Origin of the sequence: Erythrobacter sp. THAF29 (assembly GCF_009363635.1) — a bacterium.
Lineage (GTDB): Bacteria > Pseudomonadota > Alphaproteobacteria > Sphingomonadales > Sphingomonadaceae > Erythrobacter.
Genome location: NZ_CP045392.1, coordinates 116,521 through 141,431, shown reverse-complemented (window position 1 = coordinate 141,431; position 24,911 = coordinate 116,521). Strand labels below are relative to the sequence as shown.

Below are 24,911 nucleotides of genomic sequence, written 5' to 3'. Positions count from 1 at the left end.
TGCTTACGCGGCAGGAAAACCAGTCGGAGTATCACGAAGGGCACTCTGCGAGAGAGGTGACCCCATCGTGGCCAAAAGAGCATCGAAGAAAGCCGAAAGTAGGATAAGCGCCACCGTGCGCTATCACTCGCGCGCGAAGATGGAGATGCCGGTTCTCGATATCAATGTCGGCGGCTGTATGCTCGATGCGCGCGGGTGGTCGGTGAAGCCCAACGAGCGCGTCTCGGTCAAACTTCCCGGGCTAGCGTTCGTGAGTGCAATCGTAGTCTGGATCGAAGACCAACGCGCCGGGCTTGCTTTCGACGAAGCACTCTATGCGCCAACGCTCGAGCATTTGCAGGGTTAGCCAACAGGCGGTCATTCTCGGCTAACCGCCTCTTTCGCATTCAAAATCAAGCCGACCTGGTGCAAGATGACGCTCCAACCGCCCATCGGATCAGGCCGCTGACGATACCTCGTCCTGCCACGTGCGGCCGCCATCCTGCGAGAGGTGCAACTGCCCATCACCGAAAGGCTCGAGAGACATGACCGATACCGATCCCAATTCATTGCAGGTGACTGAAAACCCTTTCGCCCCTGATACCTTTGCGGCCGGGGTTACGAGCTTCGCGCTTTTCAATGGTGTGATTGCCATAACTCTAACCAATCCTCGCTGGAACATGACCGAAAACCGGTTCGACCATGTCGTTGTCGGGCGTATTGTCATGCCCGTGGCCGGTGCGCAGAACCTTGCCTTGAGCCTCCTCGACTACCTCAAGCGCAACGGGCTCGACGCGACCAGTGCAGTGGTGCAGGACCAGCCGATCCACTGAAAAGCGGGCCGGCCGGTCCTGCCGCCTCCCCCTGTCAGATCATTCCCGCCGCGCGCAGCTGTCTGAGCTGCGCGGCAACCAGCGGGTTGTTGGCCGCGATCCCTCCGACCATTCCCGGCGGTGGCGGCATCATCCCCCCGATGCCGCCACGTGCGACCATGGCTGCTGCGGGAATTCCGCTTGCGCCCTGACCCGGGAAGGCCCCCTGCGTGAAAGCGGGGGCGCCTTGCGGCGGAGCCTGGACCGGCACGCCTGCCGCTTCGCCTTGCTGCTGGGAAGCTTGTGCAGGCTGTGACTGCTGCGCGGCGGCGAGTGCCAATGGAGCAAGTGGCAGTCCGACGCCTGCACGCAGCACGTCGGCGATCACCGGCAGCGAGGCGCTGCGCAGGACATCGAACAGTGCCTGAACCCTTTCGGGCGTGCGCTCCTTGTTGCCCGCGAAAAGCGGGTGGTGCGCAAGCACCAGCGTTGCAAGTCCGGTGATATGCGGTGTCGCCATCGAAGTGCCGTCCCACGCGGCATAGCCGCCCGGTACGGTCGAGATAATAGCGACGCCCGGGCCGCAAACGCCGATCTGCGGGCCGAAACAGGAGAACTTCGCGCCGAACGTATTCTCCTGACCCATCACGTCCTTCAGAACGGTCTGGGCGTGGTAGCTATCAACCGGGAACATGCCTGTCTGGCCGATCGCAGATACGGTCAGAACCTGAGGCAGAACCCCGGGAAACTGCACTTCGTTTGCCGAATTGCCCGCAGCCACGATACAGGCGACGCCCGCTTGCGCCGCTTCGGCGATCTTTTGCGAAACGAGTTCGCTCGGCTGGCCGCTGCCGAGACTGAGGTTGGCGACATCGATCTCGTCCTCGATACATTTGTCGAGCGCTTCGATGAGGTCGCTGAACCGGCCACCGGGAAACACTTTGTAGGCAAAGAGTTCGGCGCCCGGAGCAAACCCGCGAATTCCTCCCTGATCAAAACCGCGCGCGGCGATGATGCCCGCGCAATGCGAACCGTGGTGGATTTCGTCATTGGTCCACCCGTCGCCCGTATTGTCGTCAGTCGTGAGGTCTGCGCCCTTGGCATGGCTGAGTTGCCGGTGCGACACGTCGCAGCCGGAATCGATCACCGCGACCCTCACACCTTCGCCGGTAAGCTGCGGTCCCAGCTGACCCAGCCCCATGATGTGCTGGCCCCAGCCGAGTACGCCGCGCTTAGGGAAACCGTCGAACATCGCGCCAAGCGGATCTAGCGCAATTGTGTTGAATCCCCGGGTGCTGAGCGCCGGCTTCGAAACGAACCGCTCCCAATGGTTCTTTTCCGGTTTCACATAGATGGCCTGAACCGAGTCTATCGTGCCTCCGAACAGCTCGAGTACGACCTGTCCATGCTGGTCGGTCTTGCCTTGTGCGGGAAATGCCTCTCCGTATGCCGTGACCGCCGCGTTCGCGAGCGGCTTGCCGCCTTCGCCCACGACGTTGATGCGTACCGGCACGGAAATGCTACCGTTCATCGGCTTGACAGTGGACTCGATGCTGGCACGCATCAGTTCCATCGCATCCACGGTTTCGTAGTTGCGCAGACGGGCATCGGGTTCGACCACCACGTTCGGTGGTGCGCTGGTGCACAGCGCCTTGCCCTTGGTCTCCGGCATTTCCGCGACAATGACTTCGGTTCCGCCGCCACCGAGCGATTGGGCGGAAAATCCGCGCGGTTTCAGCCGTTTGACGATCTTCACATCAGGCATGTTTTCAACCGCGTTGGACAGCACGCTGACCGCCATTGGCTGCACCTGGCCCGGTGCACTTCGCGGTGCGAGCATGTAGCGTTTCTGCCGCTGGGCGACCCGAGCGGGCACGGTTTCTTCGGCGGTCGTATCGCCGCCGCCGCTGTCTCCGCCGCTTTGCGTTGCGGATTTCGCGGTGTTGGTATTCGCATTCTTCTGTGAGCTTGCCGACGATTTCGCCGAGCCGCTGCGGCTCGAACCTTTCGACGTTCCGTTCTTCTCAGCCATCGTTTGTCTCCTCGAGAGGAGAGCACGCCCATTCTGCTAGCGCATGATTAGGGGGGCTGCGATCAATAACGCAGCGGGGCGTCCTCTTCTATACTTAGGTCCTTCTGGAATTTCTTGCGCATGTCTTCGGCCATTTCTTCATTCATCATGAGGATGAGGATCTTGTTCGGGTTGCCCGAGACGACCTTGATCTCTTCGTTCTCCAGCGCATGTTTCAGGCACTCTTCGAGCGCCTTGTGATCGCCGTCGGCGCGCCGGCCGATGATGTATTGCCGTTCCGTCATGGTGTTTGCCCTTCGTGTGGTGCTGGTTTCGCAGGTTGGGTGGTCTCACCCACATGGCCGGAGGGAAAGCGGCGTGTGCGCCCTCCCTCCTGTGCCTGCGATATCAGCACACCGGCCGGGGCTGCTGCAAATGCGGCTGGGCCTGGAAGGGCAGCAGGCTGGCGAGCCCCCCTACCGCATTGCCGATTGCCTCACCGGCGCCGCGATTTCCCGCAGCGCCTCCGATCGCGCCGCCGACCGTGCCGCCGAGCGATCCGAGGATGTTGCCGAATACCCCTTGCGGAGCCAGTTGCGGCCCGGCCTGGAACGGCAGGTATTGCTGGGCGAGATTGCCGAGATACTGACCGGCCTGCTCGCCATACTGGTTTGCAAGCTGTCCGGCATAGCGGCCGATAGTCCCGCCGTGTTGGCCGAGCATATCCCCGACCCAACCCTGTGGCGCCATCTGCGGTCCGGCCTGGAATGGCAGGAACGATCCGGCAAAGCCGCCAGCCGTCTCGCCGAGCGAGCGACCGATATCGCCGTAATTGCCGAAATAGTTGCCCAGCGCCTGTCCGCCGAGCCCGCCGACAATCGAGCCCAGCGCCTGGCCGCCAGCTCCCATCGGGGCAAGCTGCTGCTGCTGCTGGTATTGCGGTCCCGCCTGGAAAGGCAGCAGGCTTGCGAGCCCGCCCACCGCATTGCCGATCGCTTCACCCGCACCGCGATTACCCGCAGCGCCTCCGATTGCGCCGCCGACAGTGCCACCGAGCGAACCGAGGATATTGCCGAACATGCCTTGCGGCGCCATCTGCGGACCTGCCTGGAACGGCAGGAACGATCCGGCATATCCGCCAGCTGTCTCGCCTATCGAACGGCCGATATCCCCATATCCGCCGATATAGTCGCCGAGATATTCGCCGCCGATCCCTCCGACGAGCGATCCGAGCATGCGACCGCCAGCACCCATCGGGGCAAGCTGCTGCTGGTACTGCGGACCGGCCTGGAATGGCAGGTATTGTTGGGCGAGGTTGCCCAGATAGGTGCCAGCGCGCTCGCCATAGAGATTGGCGAGTTCGCCAGCGGTCTTGCCGATGGCTCCGCCATGACGGCCGAGGAAATCGCCGACCACACCCTGCGGCGCGAATTGCTGCTGGTATTGCGGTCCGGCCTGGAATGGCAGGAATCCGCCCGCAATGCCGCCCACGGTCGAGCCGATCGACTTGCCGATATCGCCGTGGCCGAAATAGCCACCGATAGCCTCGCCGCCAGCACCTCCCAGCATACCGCCCAGAGCGCCGCCAAGGATGCCTTGCGGTGCCATTTGTGGTTGCTGCGGCTGATATTGCGGCCCAGCCTGAAACGGCAGGAATCCGCCAGCGATCCCACCGACGGTGGATCCGATCGAACGCCCGGTATCGCCGTGCCCGAAATAGTTGCCGATGGCCTGACCGCCTGCGCCACCGAGCATGCCGCCCAGCGCGCCCCCGATGACGCCCTGCGGCGCAAACTGGGCTTGCTGCGGAGCCATCTGGGGTCCTGCCTGGAACGGCAGGAAGCGATCGGCGAGATCGCCGAGATATTGGCCGGCCTGTCCGATCCATCCACCGGCTGCCTGTCCGGCGTTGTCGACCACCTGGTTGACTGCCTGACCGGCTTGGCCGGACTGGTTGCGAAGCCAGTCGCCCACCACACCCTGAGGTGCGAATTGCGGTCCGGCGCTCATCGGCGACATTTGTCCGTATACGTTGCTGTACATAAACCCTCTCCACGGTTGGAAAAAATGGCGTGAGCGAACCCGCGCCCCAATGGTCGTGCCAAGAGGGGTCATTATGTCGTAGTTTTATCAAAAACGACTCGAAAAAGACTCATACTATTCGAATCCTGATTCGGAAAGTATTTTATTTGTTGCCTCCGTTAGCTAAATATTAACTAAGATGTACAGGCGAGGATTATTATAGAGTCTACGTTTTACTTGACTCAATATTCACGGGAGTCGTATGCCAGGGCAAGGAGGGAAGCCCAATGGGCGGTGCACACAGTCAGGGAATGTTCGCATTGACGCTCGGCCGAACCATGGATTGGCTCGGTGAAGCTCTCGCTCAAACCCAGCTGGAATTTGTCACGCTCGGAGACTTCGGGAAGGCGAAAGGAGCAACCTTGTCGCTCGTCTCGATTTTTCCGGTCGATCGCGGGACGTCTGCCCGCCGCCGATCACATTTCTCATGCGTGTTCCTACTTGCCTTCCACGACAAGGACCCGATCAAAGTGGGCGACGCACTGGCTTGCGCGGTGCGCGCCGCAGAGAAAGAGGCGGACGCGCAAATCCGTCCGCAGCCCGAGGCGCTGGCATTGATGGAAGACGCCATTCCCGCAGGAGGTGTCGGTATGTTGTTCGAGGTCCCGCTCGAACGCCCGCCTGCCGAGGAGCACGACGTCAAGCTCGTTCGCCATCCATTGGTCGCCAAGCTGGCGCCCCTCGCGCAGGTGCGCGGAGGAGTGGTCACCGAAGACGGACACCCCGTCGTCGGCGCGCATGTCGCCATCGAAGGGCTCGACCGCACAGTGAAGACGGACCGCAAAGGCCGGTTCGAAGCGCGGTTGCCCCTGGGCGACGCACCTATTTCCGTCACCGCCACCAAGGCGGGACGTACAGCACAACAAACGGTCGCAACTGGAGAAGAAACAGAACTGGAACTCGCTACAGGAGATTGAGAGATGGCGCTGACCTACCACTCGCCCGGAGTCTATGTGATCGAACAGGACACCGGCGCCCGCCCTATACAGGCAGTCGGCACATCGACCGCAGGATTTATCGGCGAGGCGCCGCTCGCCGATGCCGAGCAGGGTCTCCCCGTAGCTGTCAACAGCTGGGCCGAATTCGAGGCGCGGTTCGTGCCGCAAGTCGAGCCCGGATCGAACCGCGAGATCGAAAGCACCCATCTCGCCAACGCAGTGCAGGGCTTTTTCCTCAATGGCGGAGGGCGCTGCTACATCGTCAATCAGGAGGCCGGCGCCCCGCTTGCAGATCCGCTCGAAGCCCTGGGCAGGATCGATGAAATTGCCATCCTCGCCGCTCCGGGTCGCACCGATATCGGCGCCTACAACGATCTCCTCGCCTCGGCGAAGAACCTCGAGGACCGTGTCGCGGTGCTCGACGGCCCAGCCGAAGCCAGTGAGATCAGCGACCTCACGAAGGTCGCAACCTCGTCGTCGCCGGCTCCCTCTCCGAGCCCATCGCCATCTCCCGCAACAAGCGATGGCGACGACGAGGATGGCGAGGGCGCGGCTGCCTCTCCCACTCCTTCACCGGCGCCGCGTCCTCGTCGAAGTTCCGGCTCGGGCGGCAAAGGTCCGCCGCGCGACGACAAGGGTTATGGCGCATTCTATTTTCCGTGGCTGGTCGGGCGCGATGCGGTGAACCCGATGCGTTTCGACCGGGAACTGGGCCGCGATGTGCCAAACGAGGTTCCGATCCCGCCTTCCGGCCATGTCGCAGGGCTCTATGCTCGCACCGATAGCGAGCGCGGCGTGCACAAGGCGCCTGCCAACATGACGGTGCTAGGCGCGACCGACCTGACGCAGCGCATCTCGCACCAGGAGCAGGAGGTGCTGAACCCGGAAGGCGTGAATTGCATACGCTTTTTCTCGCGCGAGGGGATCAGGGTGTGGGGCGCGCGGACCATTGCGCCGGGCTCTTCCAACTGGCGCTACCTGCCGGTCCGCCGCCTGTTCAACATGGTCAAGGAATCGATCGCAGAATCCACGCGCTGGGTCGTGTTCGAGCCGAACGACAAGCCGCTCTGGAAGCTGATCGAGCGAGACGTGAGCGCCTTTCTCAACCTGCTCTGGCGCAACGGCGCGCTGGCGGGGGCCACGCCGGAGGAGGCCTATTTCGTGCGCTGCGACGAGACGACGAACCCGCAGGAATCGATCGATGCGGGCAATGTCGTGACCGTTATCGGCATCGCCCCGCTGAAACCTGCCGAATTCGTGATCTTCAAGATCGGGCAGACCTCGCAAAGCGACCGCGCCGCCGCCTGAGCGCGCGGCTGCCTGCCAAACCCCATTGGAGGACCCCGCCATGCCGGAAGACACCAGCCCATATCGCAATTTCAATTTTACGCTGCAGATCCAGGATATCGAAGCGGCGCACTTCACCGAGTGCCTCGGCCTTGGAGTGCGCGTCCATCCAATCAAGTATCGCGAATCCGGCGCCGGCCAGATCGTGCGCGCCCTTACCGGCCCGGTCGAATATGCCGAGGTGATCCTGCGTTATGGCGTCACGACCTCGACCGATATGTGGCAATGGCTGGTCGCCTCGATGCGCGGGACGGCGCAGCGCCGGAACGTCTCTCTCATCATGTTGCAGGAAGACGGCGCGACCGAAGGTGATCGCTGGAACCTGGCCAATGCGTGGCCATGCGAGTGGCGCGGCCCGGTGCTCGAAACCATGGGACGCGAAGCCGCAATCGAAGAGATGCGGCTGGTATTCGATCAGCTCGAGCGGGCGTAGCTCGGTGCTCGGTCGGTTGATCCTCGAACTGAGCCGCTGGCTAAAGGCGCTTTCGGCCTGGCTTGAGCGCGTTGCTGGAGGCGTCGCGCCCGATCCCGCCATCGCAGTGCTTCGCCGACGTTTCCCCGAAGCACCGTCGCATTGGCTCGATTTGGTAGCGCGACAGGAGGCACGGCGGAGGATGGACGAAGTGCATGCTTCGCATCCTTCCGAGGAGCCTGTCGCAGCGAACGACTGCGAGGCTGCCTCCGACCACGAGGAAGACAGCCGAGCCGAAACGCGTGCCCGACTCGATCCGCCTTTCATTCATTCTCCTGCTCCTCGGCCTGCAACCGAAGTTCAGCGGACAAAAGGCCGCCCGATCGCATCAGGTCGGCGAGCGCGGATCATTTGGGCTGAAGAAGGTGTCCGCGAATATTTGGAACCATCGGCATCGTACGAAAAACGGACCGATCGGCGCCCTTCGGATATGCGCTGGAGGGCTGATGAGAAGCCTCATGTGCGAGACAGCAGGGGGGATCGCGGGTCACCCCCAAACCGCCGCGCCAAGCGACCTCATAAGCCGAGCGATCGTGCGGTGAATGACCCGGAGCAATTGGGAAGCCCCTTAGCTCCGCAAATGCTCGCCTGCGATCCGCAACCGATGGCAGCACCCGACTTGGTCTCCAGCGCTCGAGCCAAGCCGCCCCTATCCAATCGTATCGGAGAGTGGATCAGGCGGACGCATTCAATTCGCGACATGCAGCCCTCTCATATCGAGGCTTCAGGCTTAGGCCGTGCGTCGGAGCCGTCCTTTCAGTCAGACTGCGTGCGCGCCGTTCGGCCCGATCAGGCTTGGTCGACAGCTCGCATGTCCAGGGAAACGGAAAACCAGTCGAGCGAGCCGCCGACCGCGCCATGGCGATCTGATCCTGGCGAGAACAGACAAAACCAAAACGCGAGGCTGGAGGCCGATCCTGAATTCGAGCCGTCAGAGGAGCGCTTTCCCGAGCTTCCGCCAAATGACAGCGCGCTCCGCCATGCGCCCACCGCCGCTCCGTCGCCAAACCTGTCGCTCGGTGCCGAGCAATCGGAGGCCCTATGGAACGGGTAGCATTCCTCATCGAGCGCAGCGGCGACACGATTACGTGTCTGATGAATCCCGAAGGCTTGCTGCGCCGCCGCACATCAGGCCTTGCCGAGCGCAGAGCGACGGGCGGGATTCTCGGGGGAACGGGCCATGCAGATAATCCTCTTATCGCAACCGGAGGAGGATCGACCGAATTGGAACTGCGGCTGCTGTTCGATGGCGATATCGCGCAGGAGGGTCGGCAGTCGTCGGGCCCGCCCGATATCCGAGAACTCACCGAACCATTCTGGCGGCTCAGCGAGAACGGCACAGAGAATACCCAAAGAGGCCCTCCGGTCTTGCGGTTCATCTGGGGGACCTCGTGGAACATACCTTGCATCGCCACTCACGTGGCCGAACGCCTTGAACATTTCGATGCAGACGGGCGGGCGCGTCGATCTTGGATGAGCTTGCGCCTTCGCCGGGTGAGCGAGGCACAATCCGAACGCGAAGCGGCTTCTTCGGAACGCTCGGGGACAGAGTCGGGCAACAGCGGGAACGGACCTGGCGAGGTCGGGCAGGCGAACCTGCCGCTCGATGAGGATGGCGGACCGATGCGACGGTTCGATGAGGTTGCGGCGAGCGAGTACGGCAACCCTGAGATGGCCTGGGCGCTTGCAGGTGCCAACGGCATCGACGATCCGCTCACCATCGCAGGCCAGTCGCAGGGACAGGGCGGAGGCGCTGCACAGATCGCTTTACCTCCGGTAAGTGCGCTGTCGGGGTTTGGGCTGTGAGCGGTTCGCTCGATCGGATGCGCGTCACCATCACGGTGGATGGCGAAACTCTCGCCGAACCTGGGGTCGCGGCTCTCGCAGGGGTGTGGGTGGCGCAGCGGACAGACCGACCGGCCATTGCGGAAGTGGCGCTACAGGACTTCGAGGAAAGCGCTGGACCGGTTGCGGATCTTGGAGCCGAAATTGCGATTTCGATAGGCGAAAGCGCGCTTTTTCTTGGTGATGTAACGGCGGTCGAGCGCGCCTTCGATGGCGCTGGAGCGACCGAATTGCGTGTGCGGGCCAGCGACCGGCTCCACCGCCTCGCCAAGCGGCAGCAACCGAGAACTTTCGGCGATATGACCCCGGGAGACATCGCCGAGCAGATGGCGTCCGGCGCGGCTCTCGAAATTGAACGCCATGCCGACGGCGTGGCGCGTCGGCTCCGATTGCAGGCCGACAAGAGCGATCTCGACTTCTTGCTGGACGTGCTTTCCAGGTCTGGACTGCGCGCCGCAACCAGACTGGGCGTGCTGCATATCTATGGGGCCGAAGGACACGGGGATCCGGTCGAGCTGGAAACCGGCACCTCACTGCTCTCTGCGCGCGAGACTACAAGTGCCGATTGCTGGCGCGAACAGGCGTCGCTGTCAGGCTGGAGCGTGCTCGATGCCAAACGCTTTGAGGCGCAGGTGGCGGCCGATCAGGGCGACAGCCCGCAAGCGTTCTCCGGCCTTGGCAGCCGCTGGTTCGCCGACAGGCTTGCCGAAAGCGAGGACGAGCTGCGCATCACGGCAGAGGCCGATCTTGTGCGCGCGACCGGCCTCGCGCGAACGCTCTCCGGCACGGCGGAAGGCAATGTAGCTTTGGCTCCCGGAACGCCGATCCGCATAGCGGACGCGCCCGGATCGAACGCGGCGCTCGTCCTCGCAAGTGTCCTTCACCGAATCGAGCCGGAGGCCGGGTATGTCTGCGAGTTCTCGACCGCATATGACACCCGCCAACGTGTGAAAGCACCGCAGGTCACTCTCGGCGATGTCGTCGATGTTGACGACCCTGACGAACTCTCGCGGGTGCGGCTCTCGCTCTATGGAAATGACGACCTGGTCACCGATTGGCTGCCGACCGTTTCTCCGGGCGCGGGTGAGGAGAAGGGAATTTTCCTGTTGCCCGAGGTAGGTGACAGGGTGCTGGTGATCTTGCCCGATGGTGATCCAGCGCGCGGGATCGTGCTCGGCGGGATGATTGGTGGCGAGAAAACGCCCGACTTCGGAGAAGACCGCACGGCGCAACCGCGCGGCGTGGGGCTACGAAGCGCCGATGGGCAGGAGCTGTATCTCGCGGGCGACAAAGCGCTTGCAAGGCTGAAATCGAGCGAAGGCGACCGGCTGGAAATGTCGGGTGGGGCAGAGCTCGTCGCGGCAGGAAAACTGGCGCTCAAGTCCGAAGATGACGGAGAGTTCGAGGCGGGAGGAAGCCTTACCCTGTCCGCCCGCGGGGACCTAACCATCGAGGCCCCAGGCCGGTCGATCACGATCCGCGCCCGTGCGGTGGATTTTCAGCAGGGATGAGGGAATGAAACTGCTTGTCCAGCCAGCCACGATCCAATGCACACACGGTGCACCGTTGCAGGTTTCGGCGACCCAGATGCTTGTGAAGATCGACGGTCAGCCGGTCCTCACGCGGCCTTCGCCGACCGGTGGTGTTTTCACGGGCTGCGCCAACAACAATCCCCAGGCAGGCCTCAAGCCCTGCATCAGTCCATTGCCAGCGATGGCTGGTTATTCGCTGCTGGTGAAAATCAACGGCCAGGCCGCTGCAACCGACGCGCTTTCGGGCATGACCGATTCCACTCCGCCCGCGCAATACCGCGTGGCGCAGGCGGGCCAGCTATTCGTATCGACGGGGGCGTGAGATGTCGCGCGGCTGGATGTTCCTGTTTGGCGCAGGCGGGGGACTGAGAGAGATGTCGCGCGGCAGTCCGCGCCTCGTCGAAGGCGACCGAACGGTCAGGCAGGCGCTGATGATGCTGCTCGGCACACGTCCGGGCGAGCGGGTCATGCGGCCCGAATGGGGCTGTCCCCTCCACCGCGTGCTGTTCCAGCCCAATGACGGCGCGACTGCAGGTCTCGCGATCCATTATGTCCGCCAGTCGATTGCCCGCCATGAGCCGCGCGTCGAAGTGCGCTCGGTCACTGCCGCTGCCGACCGCGCCCGGCCCGAATGCCTCGACATCCGCCTCGAATACCGGGTGCGAACGACCGGGAACATCGAACAGCTGCGCTTCCTGCTCGATCTTCAGGCCGAGGAGGCCGCATGAGTTTGCCGCTCCCGAATCTCGACGATCGCAGCTGGCAGGAACTGGTCGATATCGCTCTGACGGCGGTGCACGCGGACAAGACGTGGACCGATCGCAATCCTGCCGACCCCGGCGTCACGCTGCTCGAGCTGTTCGCCTATCTCACCAAGAACCTTCACTACCGGATGAACCGGATTCCGGAGCGGCTGCAAATCGCGCTTCTCAATCTTGTCGGAATCGAGCGCCGGCCTGCGGCAGCGGCCGTCGTCGAGCTTGAATTCGTCTGGGAGGGCGAGGGCAAGTCGCCCGATCTTCCCCCGGGTGTCGTCGTCACGAGCGAGGACGGCGCTTTCCGGTTCACGCTCGCGGAGAAAGTGACCTTTGCCACTGGCGATACGTCGGCAAGAGGTAAGGCATTGCACGCCTCGTGGCATGCCGAGACGATCGGTGAAATCGAAGATGCATCGCTCCAGTCATTCCGGCTCAAGCATCCGGTGGTGCTCGAAACCGGCTTTGGCGATGATATCGTTGTCGGCATTGCGCTACGCGAAGGTGACGAGCAGCCGCCGGCAAGCGAACTGCGCGAAGATGAAGGCGCTCACTACCGGCTGCACCCGGCGGCAAATCCCGATCGGCCCGGTGGCAGGGCAGACTCCTTCGTCGCCTGGGTCGATCGCGGCGAGGGATTGTTGCGCCTTGTGGCAGGAAGCGAGGCCCCCTTGCCACTGTGGCGCAGTGTGCGGGTCTGGTACCTGCACGGTGGCGGAGCGGCTGGCAATCTACCCGCAGGGACCCTTTCCCTGATAGACGGCGACAGCGCGCCCATTGCCATTCCTGAAGGCCTCTCGGTCATGCAGCCTGAGCCTGCCGGTGGGGGCGCAGACGCTGAAACGCTCAAGGAAGCCGCCCGCCGAACGCCTTTTTCCGCCGCTGCAATCTCGGCTGCGGTCACCCCGCGCGATTACGAGCGGCTTGCACGTTCTGCGGGCGGAGTTCTCGATGCAGTGGCCGATGCCCCGGCTCAAAGCTGGGCACATGCCGAGCGTGGGACAGTGCGGGTGGAGATTGCGCCGGTCGTCGACGGGGTTGCGCCGAGTGAAAGGATAGGGGCGGACGCGGTCAATTCACGCCGGACGCAGGCGCTGCTCGACAGGGTCGCGGCGCGAATTGCCCCTCGTCGCCCGCTCGGCGTTGAGCTCGAACTGGGCTGGCTCCAGGTTCGCGAGATCGAAGCGCACCTGCGTATTGTTGCAGCGACAGGCAGCGACATATCGGTTTTGCAGTCCGCTATCTCGGCGCGGCTTAACGCTCTTTTTGCCCCCGCAAACCGGCTCGCCAAAGCCCGCGAACTGCGTGCCTTCGATGTCTATGAAGCGGTGCTCAGCGAGCCCGGCGTGCGCTACGCCGACGGGCTGGCATTCCATATCGGCGAAGCGCCTGGAGATAGTGCGAGCGATGTCATAGTCGACCCGCACCAAGGTGCGACCTGGTATGTCTGCGCTGCGGGCGGCCTTTATCGGACGCTCGATGATGGCAGCAGTTGGTGCAGGGTCTTTGAAGCAGAAGAGGGCGAAGCTGCGTTTGTCAGGATCGCCGAACACCGGCCGGGCCTTCTGATCTATGCACAGCGCGAGGACGGCGATGTCCGCTTGTTTGCCACCCGTGATGCGGGAAACACCTGGCAAGAAATCGCGCGGTTCGATTTCGGAGCTTATGACGCGGCATGGATGGAGCGTCGGGGCGAAGATGTGTTGCTCGTCGCGACCTCGAAAGGCCTTTATGAAATCGAGCCGGGCGGGACGCCCAAGCCTGTCCCGACCGGGACGCCGATCGATGAAGATGGCTGTTATGCGCTCGCACTTCAGGGAGGAAGGCGCGAAATTCCCGAATTGTACATCGCCGCGCGCAATCGCGGAGGCGTGTTTCATGCGCGGATCGCTGGAGCGACGGGAGGGTTCAGCGCCATCGGCCTCGAAGATGTCGATATCCGGCGGCTGTTCATCCATAGACGTGGCGGCAGGGCATTCCTCTGGGCGGCGGCAGGAGCGGAAGCGGGCGAACCGGGCAAGGGCGCTTTTCAGCTCGAATTGCGCGCCGGCGCGAACCCTGATCCTTCGGCATGGACGAGCCACGCCAATGGGTGGCGCGGAGGATCGTGCGAAGGCATGGCGTTCAGCGAGCGCTATGTGTTTGCCGGGAGTAATCGCAGCGGGGTTCTCACCCTTGATCTGATGGAAGAGCCGGCGCGGTGGAAGGAGGGAAACCTGGCTTCCGGCCTGCCGCACCGCGACCGCGAACGATTGTTCGAGCCGGTTCGCGCGCTCGCCGCACGTCCGGCGGGGCACGATGGCGGTCTGGTGCTGCTTGCGGCTGGACCGGCAGGCGTCCATCGCAGTCTCGGCGAAGACCGGTATGAAAATGCCTCGCAGACAGTCTTCGCAGACCGCGCACCGCTTCCTGCGGGCTGGCTCTACTGCTCGGGGGAACACCGGGTCGATATCGTAGTCGAGGGCGAGGGAGGGGCGCCGTGACGCCCGAACGCATCGCCCGCCTCCTGCCCGAAGTCTGGCACGCGCCGACAAGCGCCTGCGCAGCGCGCGACGGGTCCGAGCATGCGCGGCTATTATGGGACGTGCTCACCGCGATGAGCGCGCTTCACGAGCCGGTCGAAGACACGCTCGCCTCGCTTCCCCAGCTCGTCGATCCGCTCGCTGCGAGGGATCGTTTCGTCCCGATGCTTGCGGGGTGGCTCGATCTCGACGGCTATCTCGAATGGCCTTCAGGGAGGGTCGGCCTGGGGTCTCCGCAACTTGCAACAGGATCGGAAAGGCTCCGCGCCCTGTGCAGTCTTGCTCCGGAATTCAGACGGAGACGCGGCCTGGCCGGTTCGCTGCGCGATTATCTTGCGACCGCGCTTGGCGTTGGTGACATCCGGATCGAGGAGAATGTGGACGGGACACGCTTCCACATTCGGGTCCACCTTCCCGAGAACGCTCGCCGCTACGAGGAACTCGCGCACAGGATCGTCCAGGATGAGCGTCCCGCCCACTGCACGTGGGACATTCGGTTCAGCTCGCCTGCGACCGCGGAAGACCATCCAGAGCCCGAGGCTGACCTTCCAAAGTCCGAACCCAATCCAGCGGAGCAACAAACACCGAAAACCGAGGAGCCGGACGATGGCTAGTTTCCATATCAGCGAAGGGCCGGAAACACTCGATCTGGAGCAGAACGACGGCGTGCTCTCTGGCCTGGCGCGGTTTAGCGTTACCAATTCGACCGACAGCCACCGCGTTGGTATTCTCACGGTCCGTTCCGACGCTGCGGCGTCTTGGTTCGATATCGAAGGCGGTAGCGATCGCTCCTTCCAGCCCGGGGAAACGCGAGTTGTGAAAGTGCGGGTCGGGCTGCAGGCGGGCGAGGCCAATGGGGAACACGCTTTCCAACTGCGTGTCGCTCGCGAGGGCGAGCGCGACGATGACTGGATCGACAGCGCGCCGGTGCGGTTTCTGGCCGGCAACGACCTCGCACCTGCACCGGCACCGCCCCCCGAAGAGGTGCTGTACGAGGATGCCGAACGCCGTATCGACTGGCGCTTTGCCCGGTTCGGTGAGCTGATGATCGGGATCGACCGGATCGACGGGATCAACCAGCGTACCGTGCAAACGCGGCGTAAGCGGGCAATCGTGCTTGGGATCGTCACGCTCCTTGTGACGCTCATCATCCTGTCGGACTTCGACGATGACCGCATTGTCTGGCTGCTACTGCCTGCCGTGCTCGCGTTCGCCGCCTGGACGCTTTGGAAGCGCAAGGCGCATCTGCTCACGGCGGCTGTCGGCGGGAACGAAATCCGACTGCTCAAGACAAAAGAAGAAACGCTCGCGCGCAGGATACGCGCCGCGCTCGAACGCGCAATCGCAGGACAGGGATAGGAGAACACGATGGCAAGCCTCGAAATCACCGGTGGGCCGGGACAGGTCGGGCCGCTCATGCCCGGCTCGAGCGAGATGGCCAACTACACTGTCACCAATCGATCGGCAGGGCCGATAAACGCGCTTCTCCGCCCCTTGCCCGGCGGCATTGCCGACGCCGGCTGGTTGACGGTTGCGGGAGAGACGACGCGCCTGATCGAACCGGGCGAAACCACGACGGTTACACTGCGCTTCGCCGTTCCACCGGAAGCAGCCGCGGGAGAAGCGCAATTCGGCCTGCGCGCAACAAACGAGAACGATGCGAACAACGACTGGGCCGACAGCGCGATGAGCACGGTCCAGGTCGGTTCCGCCGTCCCAGTCCCTCCGCCGCCCACGCCCACCCCGATGCCTGCGATCCCGCCGTCGGAAAACAAGGTGCCGGTGTGGGCGATATTGGGCGGTATCGCCCTTGTGCTTGCCATCGGAGTCATCCTGGTTCTCTTGCGGGACGATTCGGAACCTGTTCCGATGCCAACCCCAACCGCAACTCCAACGCCGTCCCCAACTATCACGCCGAGACCGCGCCCGACATTGACCCCGGCGCCGACGATTACGCCTGTGCCGATCCCCACGCTCACGCCTTTACCTGTGCCGACTGCCACGCCCACATTCATTCCGATTCCGCCAATCGTTTTCCAGAACGCGTTCGTAGGGACCTGGAGAAACGCCAATACCAATACCCGCGCAACGACTCGCTACGAGATCGCGCAACAGGGGAACAATCTGAGGATCCAAGGCTACGGCAAATGCTCGCCGAGCGATTGCGTATGGCCTGCGGTCAGTGTGCCCCTCTCCGAGGTTGATGCAGACGGGTTCAATGCAACGATCGATCATGGCTTCAAGAGGGTGAACGCCCGCTTCGTTCTGCAGGGGGGGCGTCTGCGTGTACGGGCGACCCATATCTACAACGATTCACGTCCCACCCGGACATCCGACGAGATGTTCAACCGCCAGTGACCGTCAAGCCAGACGATCGCCGTGGTGGCCGACGGCGCCTAGCGCGAATGCTTCTCGAGCTCGTCACCTGCAAGGGTCACGACGTGTAGCAGGTTCGTCGCACCCGGCGTGCCGAACGGGACGCCCGCCAGTGCGATCAGTTTACTGCCCGCTTCGCCGAACCCGTGGCGCAGCGCCATGCGCTTGCCCTTCGCTATCATCTCTTCGAAGCTGCCGATGTCCTTTGTCGCGACTGCGTGCGCGCCCCATAGGAGAGCCACGCGGCGAGCGGTCCTGAGCGACGGCGTGAGGACCAGCATGGGCGTATCGGGCCGTTCGCGTGCAACCCTGCGCGCGGTCGAACCACTGGCGGTGAAAACGGTAATAGCGCTGATCGAAACCGTGTCGGCGATCGTCATGCAGCTGTGCGCGAGCGCGTCTGCTGTCGTCTCGTCGGGTGGAGTGTCGAGGAAGCGCACGCGCTCCTTGTAGCCTTCGTCGCTTTCGACTTGCCGAGCGATCGAGTTCATCATCGCGACCGATTCTTCGGGCCAGTCGCCCGCTGCACTCTCGGCCGAGAGCATCACTGCGTCCGCCCCGTCATAAACGGCATTTGCAACGTCGGAGACTTCTGCGCGGGTAGGGATCGGGCTTTCGATCATGCTCTCGAGCATTTGCGTTGCGACGATCACCGGCTTGCCGGCGCGGCGGGTCGCGTTGACGATTTTCTTTTGCAACGGCGGGACTTCTTGCGGCTCCAGTTCGACGCCCAGATCGCCGCGCGCGACCATGATACCATCCGCCATGTCGATTATTTCCGAGAGGCGGTTCACGGCCATCGGCTTTTCGATCTTCGCGCACAAAGCGACGTTCTTGCCTCCGGCCGCCGCGATCAGCTTGCGCGCCTCGGCAAGGTCATCGGGCCGTTGCACGAAAGAGAGCGCTATCCAGTCCGCCCCGTGTTCCACTGCGAAGGCAAGGTCCTTGCGATCCTTGTCGGTTAGCGCAGGGATCGGAACCTCGGCATCGGGCACATTCACGCCTTTGCGGTCGGATATCACGCCGCCGACTTCGGCGCTGCAGAATATCCGGTTCTCGTCCGCTTCCTTCACCCTAAGGCGAATCTTGCCATCATTGATCAGCAGGCGCTGGCCCGGCTCCATGATTCCGAAAAGTTCGGGATGCGGAAGACAGACGCGCGTTTCGTCGCCCGGCGTCTCGTCGCGGTCGAGCGTGAAGTGCCCCGAGTGACGGATGACCGCCTTTTCATCCTTGAATGTGCCCACGCGCAGCTTTGGACCCTGCAGGTCAGCGAGCACCGCAATGGGGCGGGCGAATTTCTTCTCGAGCGCGCGGATCGCCTTGATCGTCTTTTCGTGATCGGAATGGCTGCCGTGGCTCATATTGACGCGGAACGCATCGGCCCCCGCCATAAAGAGCCGTTGCAGCATCTGGGGCGAACGGCTGGCCGGCCCGACCGTCGCCAAAATCTTGACCTTGCGACCGCGTGGGTCGATCCTTGTTTGATCGCGTTTTGCCATCGGTTCGGTTTCCCTTGTGCGACAATCGCTATGGCACGGAATGATTGCAACTCAAGGAATGATCTCAATGGATACGAATTCACCAGATGCATTGGACCAGCTCGACGATGCCGTCGCGGCTGCGGCGTTCCGGCGGTTGGTTCGGCACCTGCGCCACCGCCATGACGCCCAGAATATTGAACTGATGGGGCTGGCAGGGTTCTGTCGCAACTGCCTCGCCGACTGGATCCGCGATGCCGGATACGAGGGGGACCAGGCCGCCGCACGCGAACTCATCCATGGTATGCCGATGGAGGAGTGGAAGGCGACGAAGCAAACGCCCGCGACCGAAGAGCAGATTGTAGCGATGGAAAAGAGCCTGACGCGGAACAGGCCTGATCTGCGTTAAACGTCGAGCCCGCAGCGCCTGATGAGCGCGTTCTCGAACAAGGCTCGGTTCGCAGGATCTGGGATAAGCTGCTGGCGTGCGGCTATCCATTTGTTCACGTTGGCATTGCCATAGGCCGAGCGTACGCGCGCTGCGTCATAGGCGTTCGTCTTTCCCCAATGCTGCGTGAACGTGATGCCTTTTGATGCCATCTTGGCTGGGATCGCATCGAAAAAATCGACAGAATCGTCATTGTAGATCCCGTCGATGCTGACGACGAAAGTGGTGTCCCAGCGATTGAAGGCGAGCAGCGCTGGCGATTTTTTCACATAGCGGCAGCCATAGACGAGCGGCACCGGCCCGGTGGCGTTGTTGAGTTCGATCAACGCGTCGATCGTTGCAAGCGCGTCGGACACATCTACCGCGACCGTCCCGCTTGCGACCAAGGTGCGCTGCGTCTTGTAGCCGAACAGTTCGCCCCAGGTGCCGAAATCGTTCCCGACCGTGAACAGCGCGTTCGAGACGAGGTCCGAGAACAGCGGAACGAGGAACTGGGCGACATTGAGCACGCGACCGGCAACGCTGACGAAATCGTAGCCGGGCCCCCAGCTCGCCTCCTTCATCGCATAGTCGATGGGGTGGTTGGAATCCCAAGGCTCCTCGTACATATGGGTCAGCAGCACTTCATGCGGAGGCGGCGTGTTGGGGTTGATAATGGGCTGGTAGAAATAGGGTGTACCGCTCTTGCCCGCCGGATCGAGCCTCCCTTGCGTCGAAAAATCGAGGGTCGCGATCCGCGCGCGCATGTCGGCATCGAGCTTTAGCGTTTGCCCATTCCTGTCCTTGTTCATGTTGAAGGCGCTGAACATGTGACGCGGCTTCGCCTCGATCACCATGTTGTGGATCACGCCGAACGCGCCGAGCCCGACCAGCGCGGCGTTGAACAGGTCGTCGTCGCGCAGGAGCGGCGCGCCGTAGGCGTTCGCAACCGATTGCTTCACAACCGGATAGCTTGCGCGTTCGAGCCAGACTTCGGTGTCCGGCCCGGTGATGATGTGGAGCGCGACCACCTGGTCGTGCATCGCTCCGAAACCCAGCACCGATCCATGCGTCCCCGCCTGCGTCGCACCCGCCAGCGTCTGGCCGTTCGCAGCACCGGTGGTCTGGATGGTGAGCTTCTGCTCGTTCGCCTCGAGCCAGCGATTGAGCTCTGAAACATAAGTCCCAGCCTGCACCATGCAGAGGCCGCGGCGCTGCTCGACCGTCCCGGGATAGGCCGGATCGACCTGCATATGATGCACCTTGCGGATCTGGTTCAGCCGCCCGATATCGATCATCGCGCCGGTGGTGAGCGGCGCATCGGACAGCGACCAACCGCGCCCGACCGCGCGGCATTCGATCCCGTCTTGCTTGGCCTCCCGGATCGCGCGCTGGATCTGTTTGGTGCAGCGCTTCACCGCGTTTGTCGAATAGGTGAGGTCATCGGGCGGGCGGCTGATCGCATCGACCCGCGCGATGGTGCCCGTGATCGTCTCGTGCCAGTTCTCCCACGTGTCGTTGACGCGCGAGCGATGAAACATGGTTTGGTCGTCCGACATGGCTTACCCCCTCGCTGCCTGCGCGCGTTCGAGCATCGGTAGTAATTGCAGCCAAGCCGAGCCATCGGGCGTGCAAGTGAACTCGCCGATCTTTGCAGGATCACTCGTGTCGGGCAGCGCCTTGCAGGTGAAACGCACCGCGTCGGGCTCTTCGTTCGTCGAACGGCGGACGCACTCGATGTAGTCGAGCGTTCCCGGCTCCGCAGTGCCGGGAATGAAATTGCATTCGATCTGCGAGGTCTGCGGCTGCTTCATGCAGGCGAACTTGATTTTTGCCGGATTGACCGCGCCCAAAGTGAGGACGGTGGCGAGGCCCTGAGCGAAGCTGCGCTGCACTTCCACCCGGCTGAAACCATTTGCGCCGCATTCCCCCGGCACCGCGCCCGTCGCTGCGTTCGAACTGATGCCAGCGCGGCCGAAAATCGAAGTCTGGGAGCGGTCGCATTCACCCGCTGCGCAGACGCCGTCGGGTTGCTCGGAACTGATGAGATGGCTCGCGCAACCGGTTTGCGATAAACTAACGCAGACTAATGCGGGAAGTATAAGCTTTTGATATTTCAGCATCGGACGCTCCGCCTTTAAGTAAATCGGGTGCGACCACGAGCTTTTTCTTTGATTTTACATTAGTTGTGCGGATTTGACAAAAACGGGCCGGAAATCGCGCCGGACAGGCTGGTCATTCTCGCGACGGATCACTATTGCGCGGCCTCGACTGATTCCAATCTGACAAAAGGGTACCCATGGCAGAAGCCACCGATGATCGCCTGCGCCTCCTGATTGAGCGCATCGAACGCCTTGAAGAAGAAAAGAAGGGCATCGCCGACGATATTCGCGATGTCTACGCCGAAGCGAAAGCGGTCGGATACGACACCAAGATAATGCGCCAGATCGTCCGTCTGCGCAAAATGAAGCCAGACGACCGGAGCGAACAGGAAACGATCCTTGAGACATACAAGGCCGCACTGGGTATGGGCTGAGGAATTGCTGCCTCACGGTGATGACGACCTTACAAATCTGGGCTGATCTGCTGAGGCACAAAGTTGGCATCGCTGCCGCCTTTCTGCTCTTTCTATTCAACATTCCAGTAAGCGTGTTTCTCGGAGATCTCGCAACGCGGGCGGGCTATTTCGAGTATCGCGCGGTAAGCGACGCCATCGGCATAGTTTATTTCGCGTTCTTTATTTTCCCGGTTCTGAGAATCACTCTCCGCGGAAAGCTGGCCCTGGGGCCGCCGCGCTGGGCGGTTTGGGCCGGGGTCGAAGTCCTGCTTTCGATCGCGACGTTTCTTGTCGTTTATGCGCTGATTATCGTCGGGATCCTCCTATGGCCCAATCTTGGCATGACGATTCCTTCGCAATGGCAGGAATTTATCCTCGAGGTGCTGATCGTTCCGTTTCTTCTCGGCGTGTTCGTCTGGCAGGTGGGCCTAGTTCTCGGTCGCGAATCTCCATTGTTTAGGCGTGCGCACGGCTACGTATTCGGGGAACGCAAGGCGATAGTGGCCCTCTATCTCATCATATCGGTTTCCGATGTTTTCGTCTCATGGGCTCTCGTGTCGCTGCTCGAAGGCGAGGCCCAGCTTGTGATGGATGCCGCATTCAGTGCGCGTTACGCGATTTACACCTGGTTGCTCAGCCTGCTTTGCGCCGCACTCTATGTCGAGCTCGCTGACTCCGAGCGCGCTCTGGAGGAGATATTCGGGTGAAGGCAAGTCTGCGAAGTTGAAATTCTTCCCTCGTGTCTTAGGTATGTAAGACAGCAGCCTAGGGAGGATACTCAAACATGGCAGGACCTTGGAAAGACGCGCGCGGCGTGATCGTCACCACCACCCCGACGGTGGAGGGAAGCCCGATCCAGGAATATTGCGGCATTGTCGTTGGCGAGGTCATCGTAGGCGCAAATCTCTTCCGCGACCTGTTCGCCAACATCCGCGATATCGTCGGCGGGCGCTCTGGGAGCTATGAGCGGATCCTTTCGGATGCCCGCAACCAGGCGATCGAGGAATTGCAGGCCGAGGCTGCGAGCCGAGGCGCGAATGCGGTGGTCGGGATCGACCTCGATTACGAGGTGATCGGCGATACCGGCTCGATGCTGATGGTTTCGGCAAGCGGCACGGCGGTGAAGGTCTAGGCGGATGGTCGCCGCCCGTCGCCTTGCACCGGGCGAAGTCGCGGATTTCCGCGCGATGAACGCGCTGTTTGCGGATGTTTTCGAAGAGCCGGAGAACTACGCAGAAAAGCCTCCGACCGACGAATACGCAAATGAATGGCTTTCCAATCGGGACAATGTCGCGATCCTTGCCGAGGCCGACCGGAAGCCAGTGGGTGCGCTGGCGGGGTATATCTTGCCGAAGTTCGAGCAGGCGCGCTCTGAAGGCTTTATTTTCGATCTGGCCGTGCTTGAAAGCCACCGCCGCCAAGGCGCAGCTACCGCGATGATCGCAGAAATGCGACGAATTTCGCGAGAGGCTGGCGCGTGGACCGTCTTCGTCCAGGCCGACATATTTCCCGAAGACGAACCGGCGCAGGCGCTCTACCGCAAGCTATCGCATAGCGAGATTACTGCGCTGCACTTCGATATCGCGCCCTAGCCGATCCCGTTTTCCATCGCGAGCGCCGCGACCGACAGCGCGAACCCGTTGTGCAGCGCGTGGAGCACGATCGCGGTCCACAAACCGTAATGCACACGCACATAGCCGAGGATCGTGCCGAGCACGAATTGCGGGATGACGAGCGGCAGCGCGAGCCAGAAAACGCCTTCTTCCGGGTAGTTGAGCAGGTGGATCAGCCCGAAGGCGAGGGCGCTCAGCCAAAAAACGGCCGGGAACAATTGCACGAACCAGCCCAATGGCGGGCGATTACGCAAAGCTAGAACAAGCATAACCGCGACAGAGGTACCGAAAACAATTCCGATACCTAGTCCGGCCAGACCGCTGGAGATTGGGTCGTCCGCAACAGAGAACCCACCCGCAGCCAGCAACGTTGCTACTAAGACAGTGACAACGGCAAAGGCGAGCAGACCGAACACGTGGCCCGGCTTCCCCGACAGCCAGCTGCGGAAACCGAGCTCTTCGAGGATCGGCGCAAGGACGACCACCAGTCCGACGGTCGTGAGGTTGAGCTCAAGCGAGGCGTTGAGGTTTTCGGGCAGCTCGAAACCGGCCGATACGATCGCCATCAGCACGCCGATAAAGACGGTCATGATGATGATATCGAGCCCCAGCATGCGCGCCATGCCTTTTGCGGCGTCGCCGGTCTGCGCGGTAGTTTGCGGCAGGCCGGGCGACTTCAGGAATGCGAAGAATTTACGCCATTCGCCTCGCACAGTTTGCACGTGCCCGATCGGGCGGCTCTCACCGAGAGTCGGGCTTGTGGATTCACCTGTCATGCGGCTATTGGACCCCCTGATTTCTCATACAGCCTTACAAAGAGTTCCCATGGCAGGCCATTCCAAATTCAAGAATATCATGCACCGCAAGGGTGCGCAGGACAAAAAGCGTTCCAACCTGTTTTCCAAGCTCAGCCGCGAGATCACCGTGGCGGCGAAAATGGGGATGCCCGATCCCGACATGAACCCGCGCCTGCGTCTCGCCGTGAACAACGCGAAAGCGCAGTCCATGCCCAAGGACAATATCCAGCGGGCCATCGACAAGGCCACCGCGGGCGATGACGAGAACTACGAAGAAGTCCGTTACGAGGGCTACGGCCCGGGCGGCAGCGCGATCATCGTCGAGGCGCTGACCGATAACCGCAATCGCACCGCGACCGCCGTGCGCACGGCGTTTTCCAAGAACGGAGGCAATCTCGGCACGGAAGGCTCGGTCGCGCACGGTTTCGAACGCCTGGGCTATATCGAATACGGCCCCGAAGCGGGCGACGAGGAGAAGGTGCTCGAGGCCGCACTGGAAGCGGGAGCAGCGGACATTTCCTCATCCGAGGACGGCCACGAGATCTGGACCGCCGCCGAGGATCTCCACCAGGTTGCCGCCGATCTGGAAAAAGCGCTGGGCGAGGCAAAAGAGGTCAAGCTGGCGTGGAAGCCCAACCTCACAGTCGACCTCGACGAGAAGAACGCGGGCACTCTGCTCAAACTGATCGATGCCCTCGACGACGATGACGATGTGCAGACCGTCTGGGGCAATTACGAGATCAGCGACGAAGTGATGGCGAAACTTGACGCGTGAGTTGGCGCGAGTGGTCCTTTGCACTCGCGCTGGGCGCCGCTTTCGTGATCGCTATTGCGTGGCGGCTCGGATGGCGGGTCGGGTTGGGTTGAATTGGTAATCCTCGGCCTCGACCCATCGCTGTCTTGCACCGGCTGGGGAGTGATCCGCGTTGAGGGTACTCGTATCGTACACATTGCCAATGGGCAGGTGAAGACCGAACCGAAGGCCCCAATGCCTGAGCGGCTCAACCATCTCCATGATGCGGTGCGCGCTGTTATTGATGCCCATGTCCCCGACCGCGCCGCATGCGAGGAAGTGTTCGCCAACAAAAATCCGCAATCCACGCTCAAGCTGGCGCAGGCACGTGGAGCGGTGCTGGCGGCGTGCGGCGCGTCCAGCCTGACAGTGAACGAACACGCGGCACGTCTCGTGAAAAAAGCTGTCGTAGGCACGGGCGGCGCGGACAAGAACCAGGTGCAGGCGATGCTAAGAGTGCTGCTTCCGGGAGCCGACATCGCCGGAGCCGACGCTGCCGATGCGCTCGCGGTCGCAATTGCCGACGCGCATTTGGCGCGGAGTTGATCGGGGCCAAGATTTCGTATGAAAGT

At 62.4% G+C, this 24,911-nt stretch carries 27 protein-coding genes; 20 read left to right on the top strand and 7 right to left on the bottom strand.

Features of this window, described 5'->3' with window-relative positions; all coding sequences use genetic code 11:
- Positions 1 to 67: 67 nt before the first annotated feature.
- Positions 68 to 346: a PilZ domain-containing protein gene (locus FIU90_RS15475; protein WP_172970135.1), complete on the top strand. Its 279-nt coding sequence runs from the start codon at positions 68 to 70 to the stop codon at positions 344 to 346.
- 178 nt (positions 347 to 524) lie between these two features.
- The gene (locus FIU90_RS00730) at positions 525 to 812 is read left to right on the top strand and encodes a hypothetical protein (protein ID WP_152433033.1); all 288 of its coding nucleotides are present in this window, start codon (positions 525 to 527) and stop codon (positions 810 to 812) included.
- A 34-nt stretch (positions 813 to 846) separates the two neighbouring features.
- Here the strand turns inward: FIU90_RS00730 and FIU90_RS00725 are convergent, their stop codons facing one another.
- The 3 genes from FIU90_RS00725 to FIU90_RS00715 all read right to left on the bottom strand — a co-directional run bounded on the left by FIU90_RS00725 (position 847) and on the right by FIU90_RS00715 (position 4,845).
- Complete coding sequence (locus FIU90_RS00725) at positions 847 to 2,823, bottom strand: S8 family serine peptidase (RefSeq protein ID WP_152433032.1); 1,977 nt, start codon at positions 2,821 to 2,823, stop codon at positions 847 to 849.
- A gap of 62 nt (positions 2,824 to 2,885) precedes the next feature.
- Positions 2,886 to 3,107, bottom strand: coding sequence for a hypothetical protein (locus tag FIU90_RS00720; protein WP_152433031.1), 222 nt, complete (start codon positions 3,105 to 3,107; stop codon positions 2,886 to 2,888).
- Positions 3,108 to 3,210: 103 nt separating this feature from the next.
- Entirely contained in the window at positions 3,211 to 4,845 is a 1,635-nt protein-coding gene (locus FIU90_RS00715; protein WP_199799344.1) for a hypothetical protein, read from the bottom strand.
- Positions 4,846 to 5,111: 266 nt separating this feature from the next.
- On the opposite strand from FIU90_RS00715, the gene FIU90_RS00710 reads away from it, so the two are divergent.
- The 11 genes from FIU90_RS00710 (at position 5,112) to FIU90_RS00660 (ending at position 16,653) form a co-directional block, all read left to right on the top strand.
- On the top strand, positions 5,112 to 5,801 hold the full coding sequence (locus FIU90_RS00710; RefSeq protein ID WP_152433030.1) for a carboxypeptidase-like regulatory domain-containing protein: 690 nt from the start codon (positions 5,112 to 5,114) through the stop codon (positions 5,799 to 5,801).
- A gap of 3 nt (positions 5,802 to 5,804) precedes the next feature.
- On the top strand, positions 5,805 to 7,130 hold the full coding sequence (locus FIU90_RS00705; protein WP_152433029.1) for a phage tail sheath subtilisin-like domain-containing protein: 1,326 nt from the start codon (positions 5,805 to 5,807) through the stop codon (positions 7,128 to 7,130).
- A gap of 40 nt (positions 7,131 to 7,170) precedes the next feature.
- Positions 7,171 to 7,602 (top strand): phage tail protein, encoded by a 432-nt coding sequence (locus FIU90_RS00700; protein ID WP_152433028.1) that lies wholly within the window; start codon positions 7,171 to 7,173, stop codon positions 7,600 to 7,602.
- Positions 7,603 to 8,682: 1,080 nt separating this feature from the next.
- Positions 8,683 to 9,447 carry a hypothetical protein gene (locus FIU90_RS00695; protein ID WP_199799343.1) on the top strand — a complete coding sequence of 255 codons (765 nt, stop codon included), beginning with the start codon at positions 8,683 to 8,685 and terminating at the stop codon, positions 9,445 to 9,447.
- The gene (locus tag FIU90_RS00690) at positions 9,444 to 10,997 is read left to right on the top strand and encodes a phage baseplate assembly protein V (RefSeq protein ID WP_152433027.1); all 1,554 of its coding nucleotides are present in this window, start codon (positions 9,444 to 9,446) and stop codon (positions 10,995 to 10,997) included. The genes FIU90_RS00695 and FIU90_RS00690 overlap by 4 nt, the downstream gene beginning before the upstream one ends.
- A gap of 4 nt (positions 10,998 to 11,001) precedes the next feature.
- Positions 11,002 to 11,340, top strand: a complete 339-nt coding sequence (locus FIU90_RS00685; RefSeq protein ID WP_152433026.1) for a hypothetical protein — start codon at positions 11,002 to 11,004, stop codon at positions 11,338 to 11,340.
- A 1-nt stretch (position 11,341) separates the two neighbouring features.
- Positions 11,342 to 11,746, top strand: a complete 405-nt coding sequence (locus FIU90_RS00680; RefSeq protein ID WP_152433025.1) for a GPW/gp25 family protein — start codon at positions 11,342 to 11,344, stop codon at positions 11,744 to 11,746.
- On the top strand, positions 11,743 to 14,256 hold the full coding sequence (locus FIU90_RS00675) for a baseplate J/gp47 family protein (RefSeq protein ID WP_172970134.1): 2,514 nt from the start codon (positions 11,743 to 11,745) through the stop codon (positions 14,254 to 14,256). The genes FIU90_RS00680 and FIU90_RS00675 overlap by 4 nt, the downstream gene beginning before the upstream one ends.
- Positions 14,253 to 14,909 carry a phage tail protein gene (locus FIU90_RS00670; protein ID WP_152433023.1) on the top strand — a complete coding sequence of 219 codons (657 nt, stop codon included), beginning with the start codon at positions 14,253 to 14,255 and terminating at the stop codon, positions 14,907 to 14,909. The genes FIU90_RS00675 and FIU90_RS00670 overlap by 4 nt, the downstream gene beginning before the upstream one ends.
- On the top strand, positions 14,902 to 15,654 hold the full coding sequence (locus FIU90_RS00665; protein WP_152433022.1) for a DUF6232 family protein: 753 nt from the start codon (positions 14,902 to 14,904) through the stop codon (positions 15,652 to 15,654). Before FIU90_RS00670 ends, FIU90_RS00665 begins: the two co-directional genes overlap by 8 nt.
- A 9-nt stretch (positions 15,655 to 15,663) precedes the next feature.
- Positions 15,664 to 16,653: a hypothetical protein gene (locus tag FIU90_RS00660; protein WP_152433021.1), complete on the top strand. Its 990-nt coding sequence runs from the start codon at positions 15,664 to 15,666 to the stop codon at positions 16,651 to 16,653.
- A 38-nt stretch (positions 16,654 to 16,691) separates the two neighbouring features.
- Here the strand turns inward: FIU90_RS00660 and pyk are convergent, their stop codons facing one another.
- Positions 16,692 to 18,173 (bottom strand): pyruvate kinase, encoded by a 1,482-nt coding sequence (gene pyk / locus FIU90_RS00655; RefSeq protein WP_152433020.1) that lies wholly within the window; start codon positions 18,171 to 18,173, stop codon positions 16,692 to 16,694.
- A gap of 67 nt (positions 18,174 to 18,240) precedes the next feature.
- Here pyk and FIU90_RS00650 point away from each other — a divergent pair, with 67 nt between their 5' ends.
- Positions 18,241 to 18,561 (top strand): DUF1244 domain-containing protein, encoded by a 321-nt coding sequence (locus tag FIU90_RS00650; protein ID WP_152433019.1) that lies wholly within the window; start codon positions 18,241 to 18,243, stop codon positions 18,559 to 18,561.
- On the opposite strand, the gene FIU90_RS00645 is transcribed toward FIU90_RS00650, so the two are convergent.
- On the bottom strand, positions 18,558 to 20,138 hold the full coding sequence (locus tag FIU90_RS00645; protein ID WP_152433018.1) for an FAD-binding protein: 1,581 nt from the start codon (positions 20,136 to 20,138) through the stop codon (positions 18,558 to 18,560). The two genes, FIU90_RS00650 and FIU90_RS00645, sit on opposite strands and share 4 nt — an antisense overlap.
- A 3-nt stretch (positions 20,139 to 20,141) precedes the next feature.
- On the bottom strand, positions 20,142 to 20,702 hold the full coding sequence (locus FIU90_RS00640; RefSeq protein WP_152433017.1) for a hypothetical protein: 561 nt from the start codon (positions 20,700 to 20,702) through the stop codon (positions 20,142 to 20,144).
- Between the two features lie 176 nt (positions 20,703 to 20,878).
- On the opposite strand from FIU90_RS00640, the gene FIU90_RS00635 reads away from it, so the two are divergent.
- The 4 genes from FIU90_RS00635 (at position 20,879) to FIU90_RS00620 (ending at position 22,728) form a co-directional block, all read left to right on the top strand.
- Entirely contained in the window at positions 20,879 to 21,115 is a 237-nt protein-coding gene (locus FIU90_RS00635; RefSeq protein WP_152433016.1) for a DUF2312 domain-containing protein, read from the top strand.
- Between the two features lie 20 nt (positions 21,116 to 21,135).
- Positions 21,136 to 21,843 (top strand): hypothetical protein, encoded by a 708-nt coding sequence (locus FIU90_RS00630; RefSeq protein WP_152433015.1) that lies wholly within the window; start codon positions 21,136 to 21,138, stop codon positions 21,841 to 21,843.
- A gap of 77 nt (positions 21,844 to 21,920) precedes the next feature.
- Complete coding sequence (locus FIU90_RS00625; RefSeq protein WP_172970133.1) at positions 21,921 to 22,268, top strand: heavy metal-binding domain-containing protein; 348 nt, start codon at positions 21,921 to 21,923, stop codon at positions 22,266 to 22,268.
- A 4-nt stretch (positions 22,269 to 22,272) separates the two neighbouring features.
- Positions 22,273 to 22,728, top strand: coding sequence for a GNAT family N-acetyltransferase (locus FIU90_RS00620; RefSeq protein ID WP_152433014.1), 456 nt, complete (start codon positions 22,273 to 22,275; stop codon positions 22,726 to 22,728).
- On the opposite strand, the gene FIU90_RS00615 is transcribed toward FIU90_RS00620, so the two are convergent.
- Positions 22,725 to 23,525, bottom strand: a complete 801-nt coding sequence (locus tag FIU90_RS00615; protein ID WP_152433013.1) for a CPBP family intramembrane glutamic endopeptidase — start codon at positions 23,523 to 23,525, stop codon at positions 22,725 to 22,727. The two genes, FIU90_RS00620 and FIU90_RS00615, sit on opposite strands and share 4 nt — an antisense overlap.
- A 49-nt stretch (positions 23,526 to 23,574) precedes the next feature.
- Here FIU90_RS00615 and FIU90_RS00610 point away from each other — a divergent pair, with 49 nt between their 5' ends.
- Positions 23,575 to 24,321 (top strand): YebC/PmpR family DNA-binding transcriptional regulator, encoded by a 747-nt coding sequence (locus tag FIU90_RS00610; protein ID WP_152433012.1) that lies wholly within the window; start codon positions 23,575 to 23,577, stop codon positions 24,319 to 24,321.
- A gap of 93 nt (positions 24,322 to 24,414) precedes the next feature.
- Positions 24,415 to 24,885, top strand: coding sequence for a crossover junction endodeoxyribonuclease RuvC (ruvC, locus tag FIU90_RS00605; RefSeq protein ID WP_152433011.1), 471 nt, complete (start codon positions 24,415 to 24,417; stop codon positions 24,883 to 24,885).
- Positions 24,886 to 24,911: the final 26 nt, after the last annotated feature.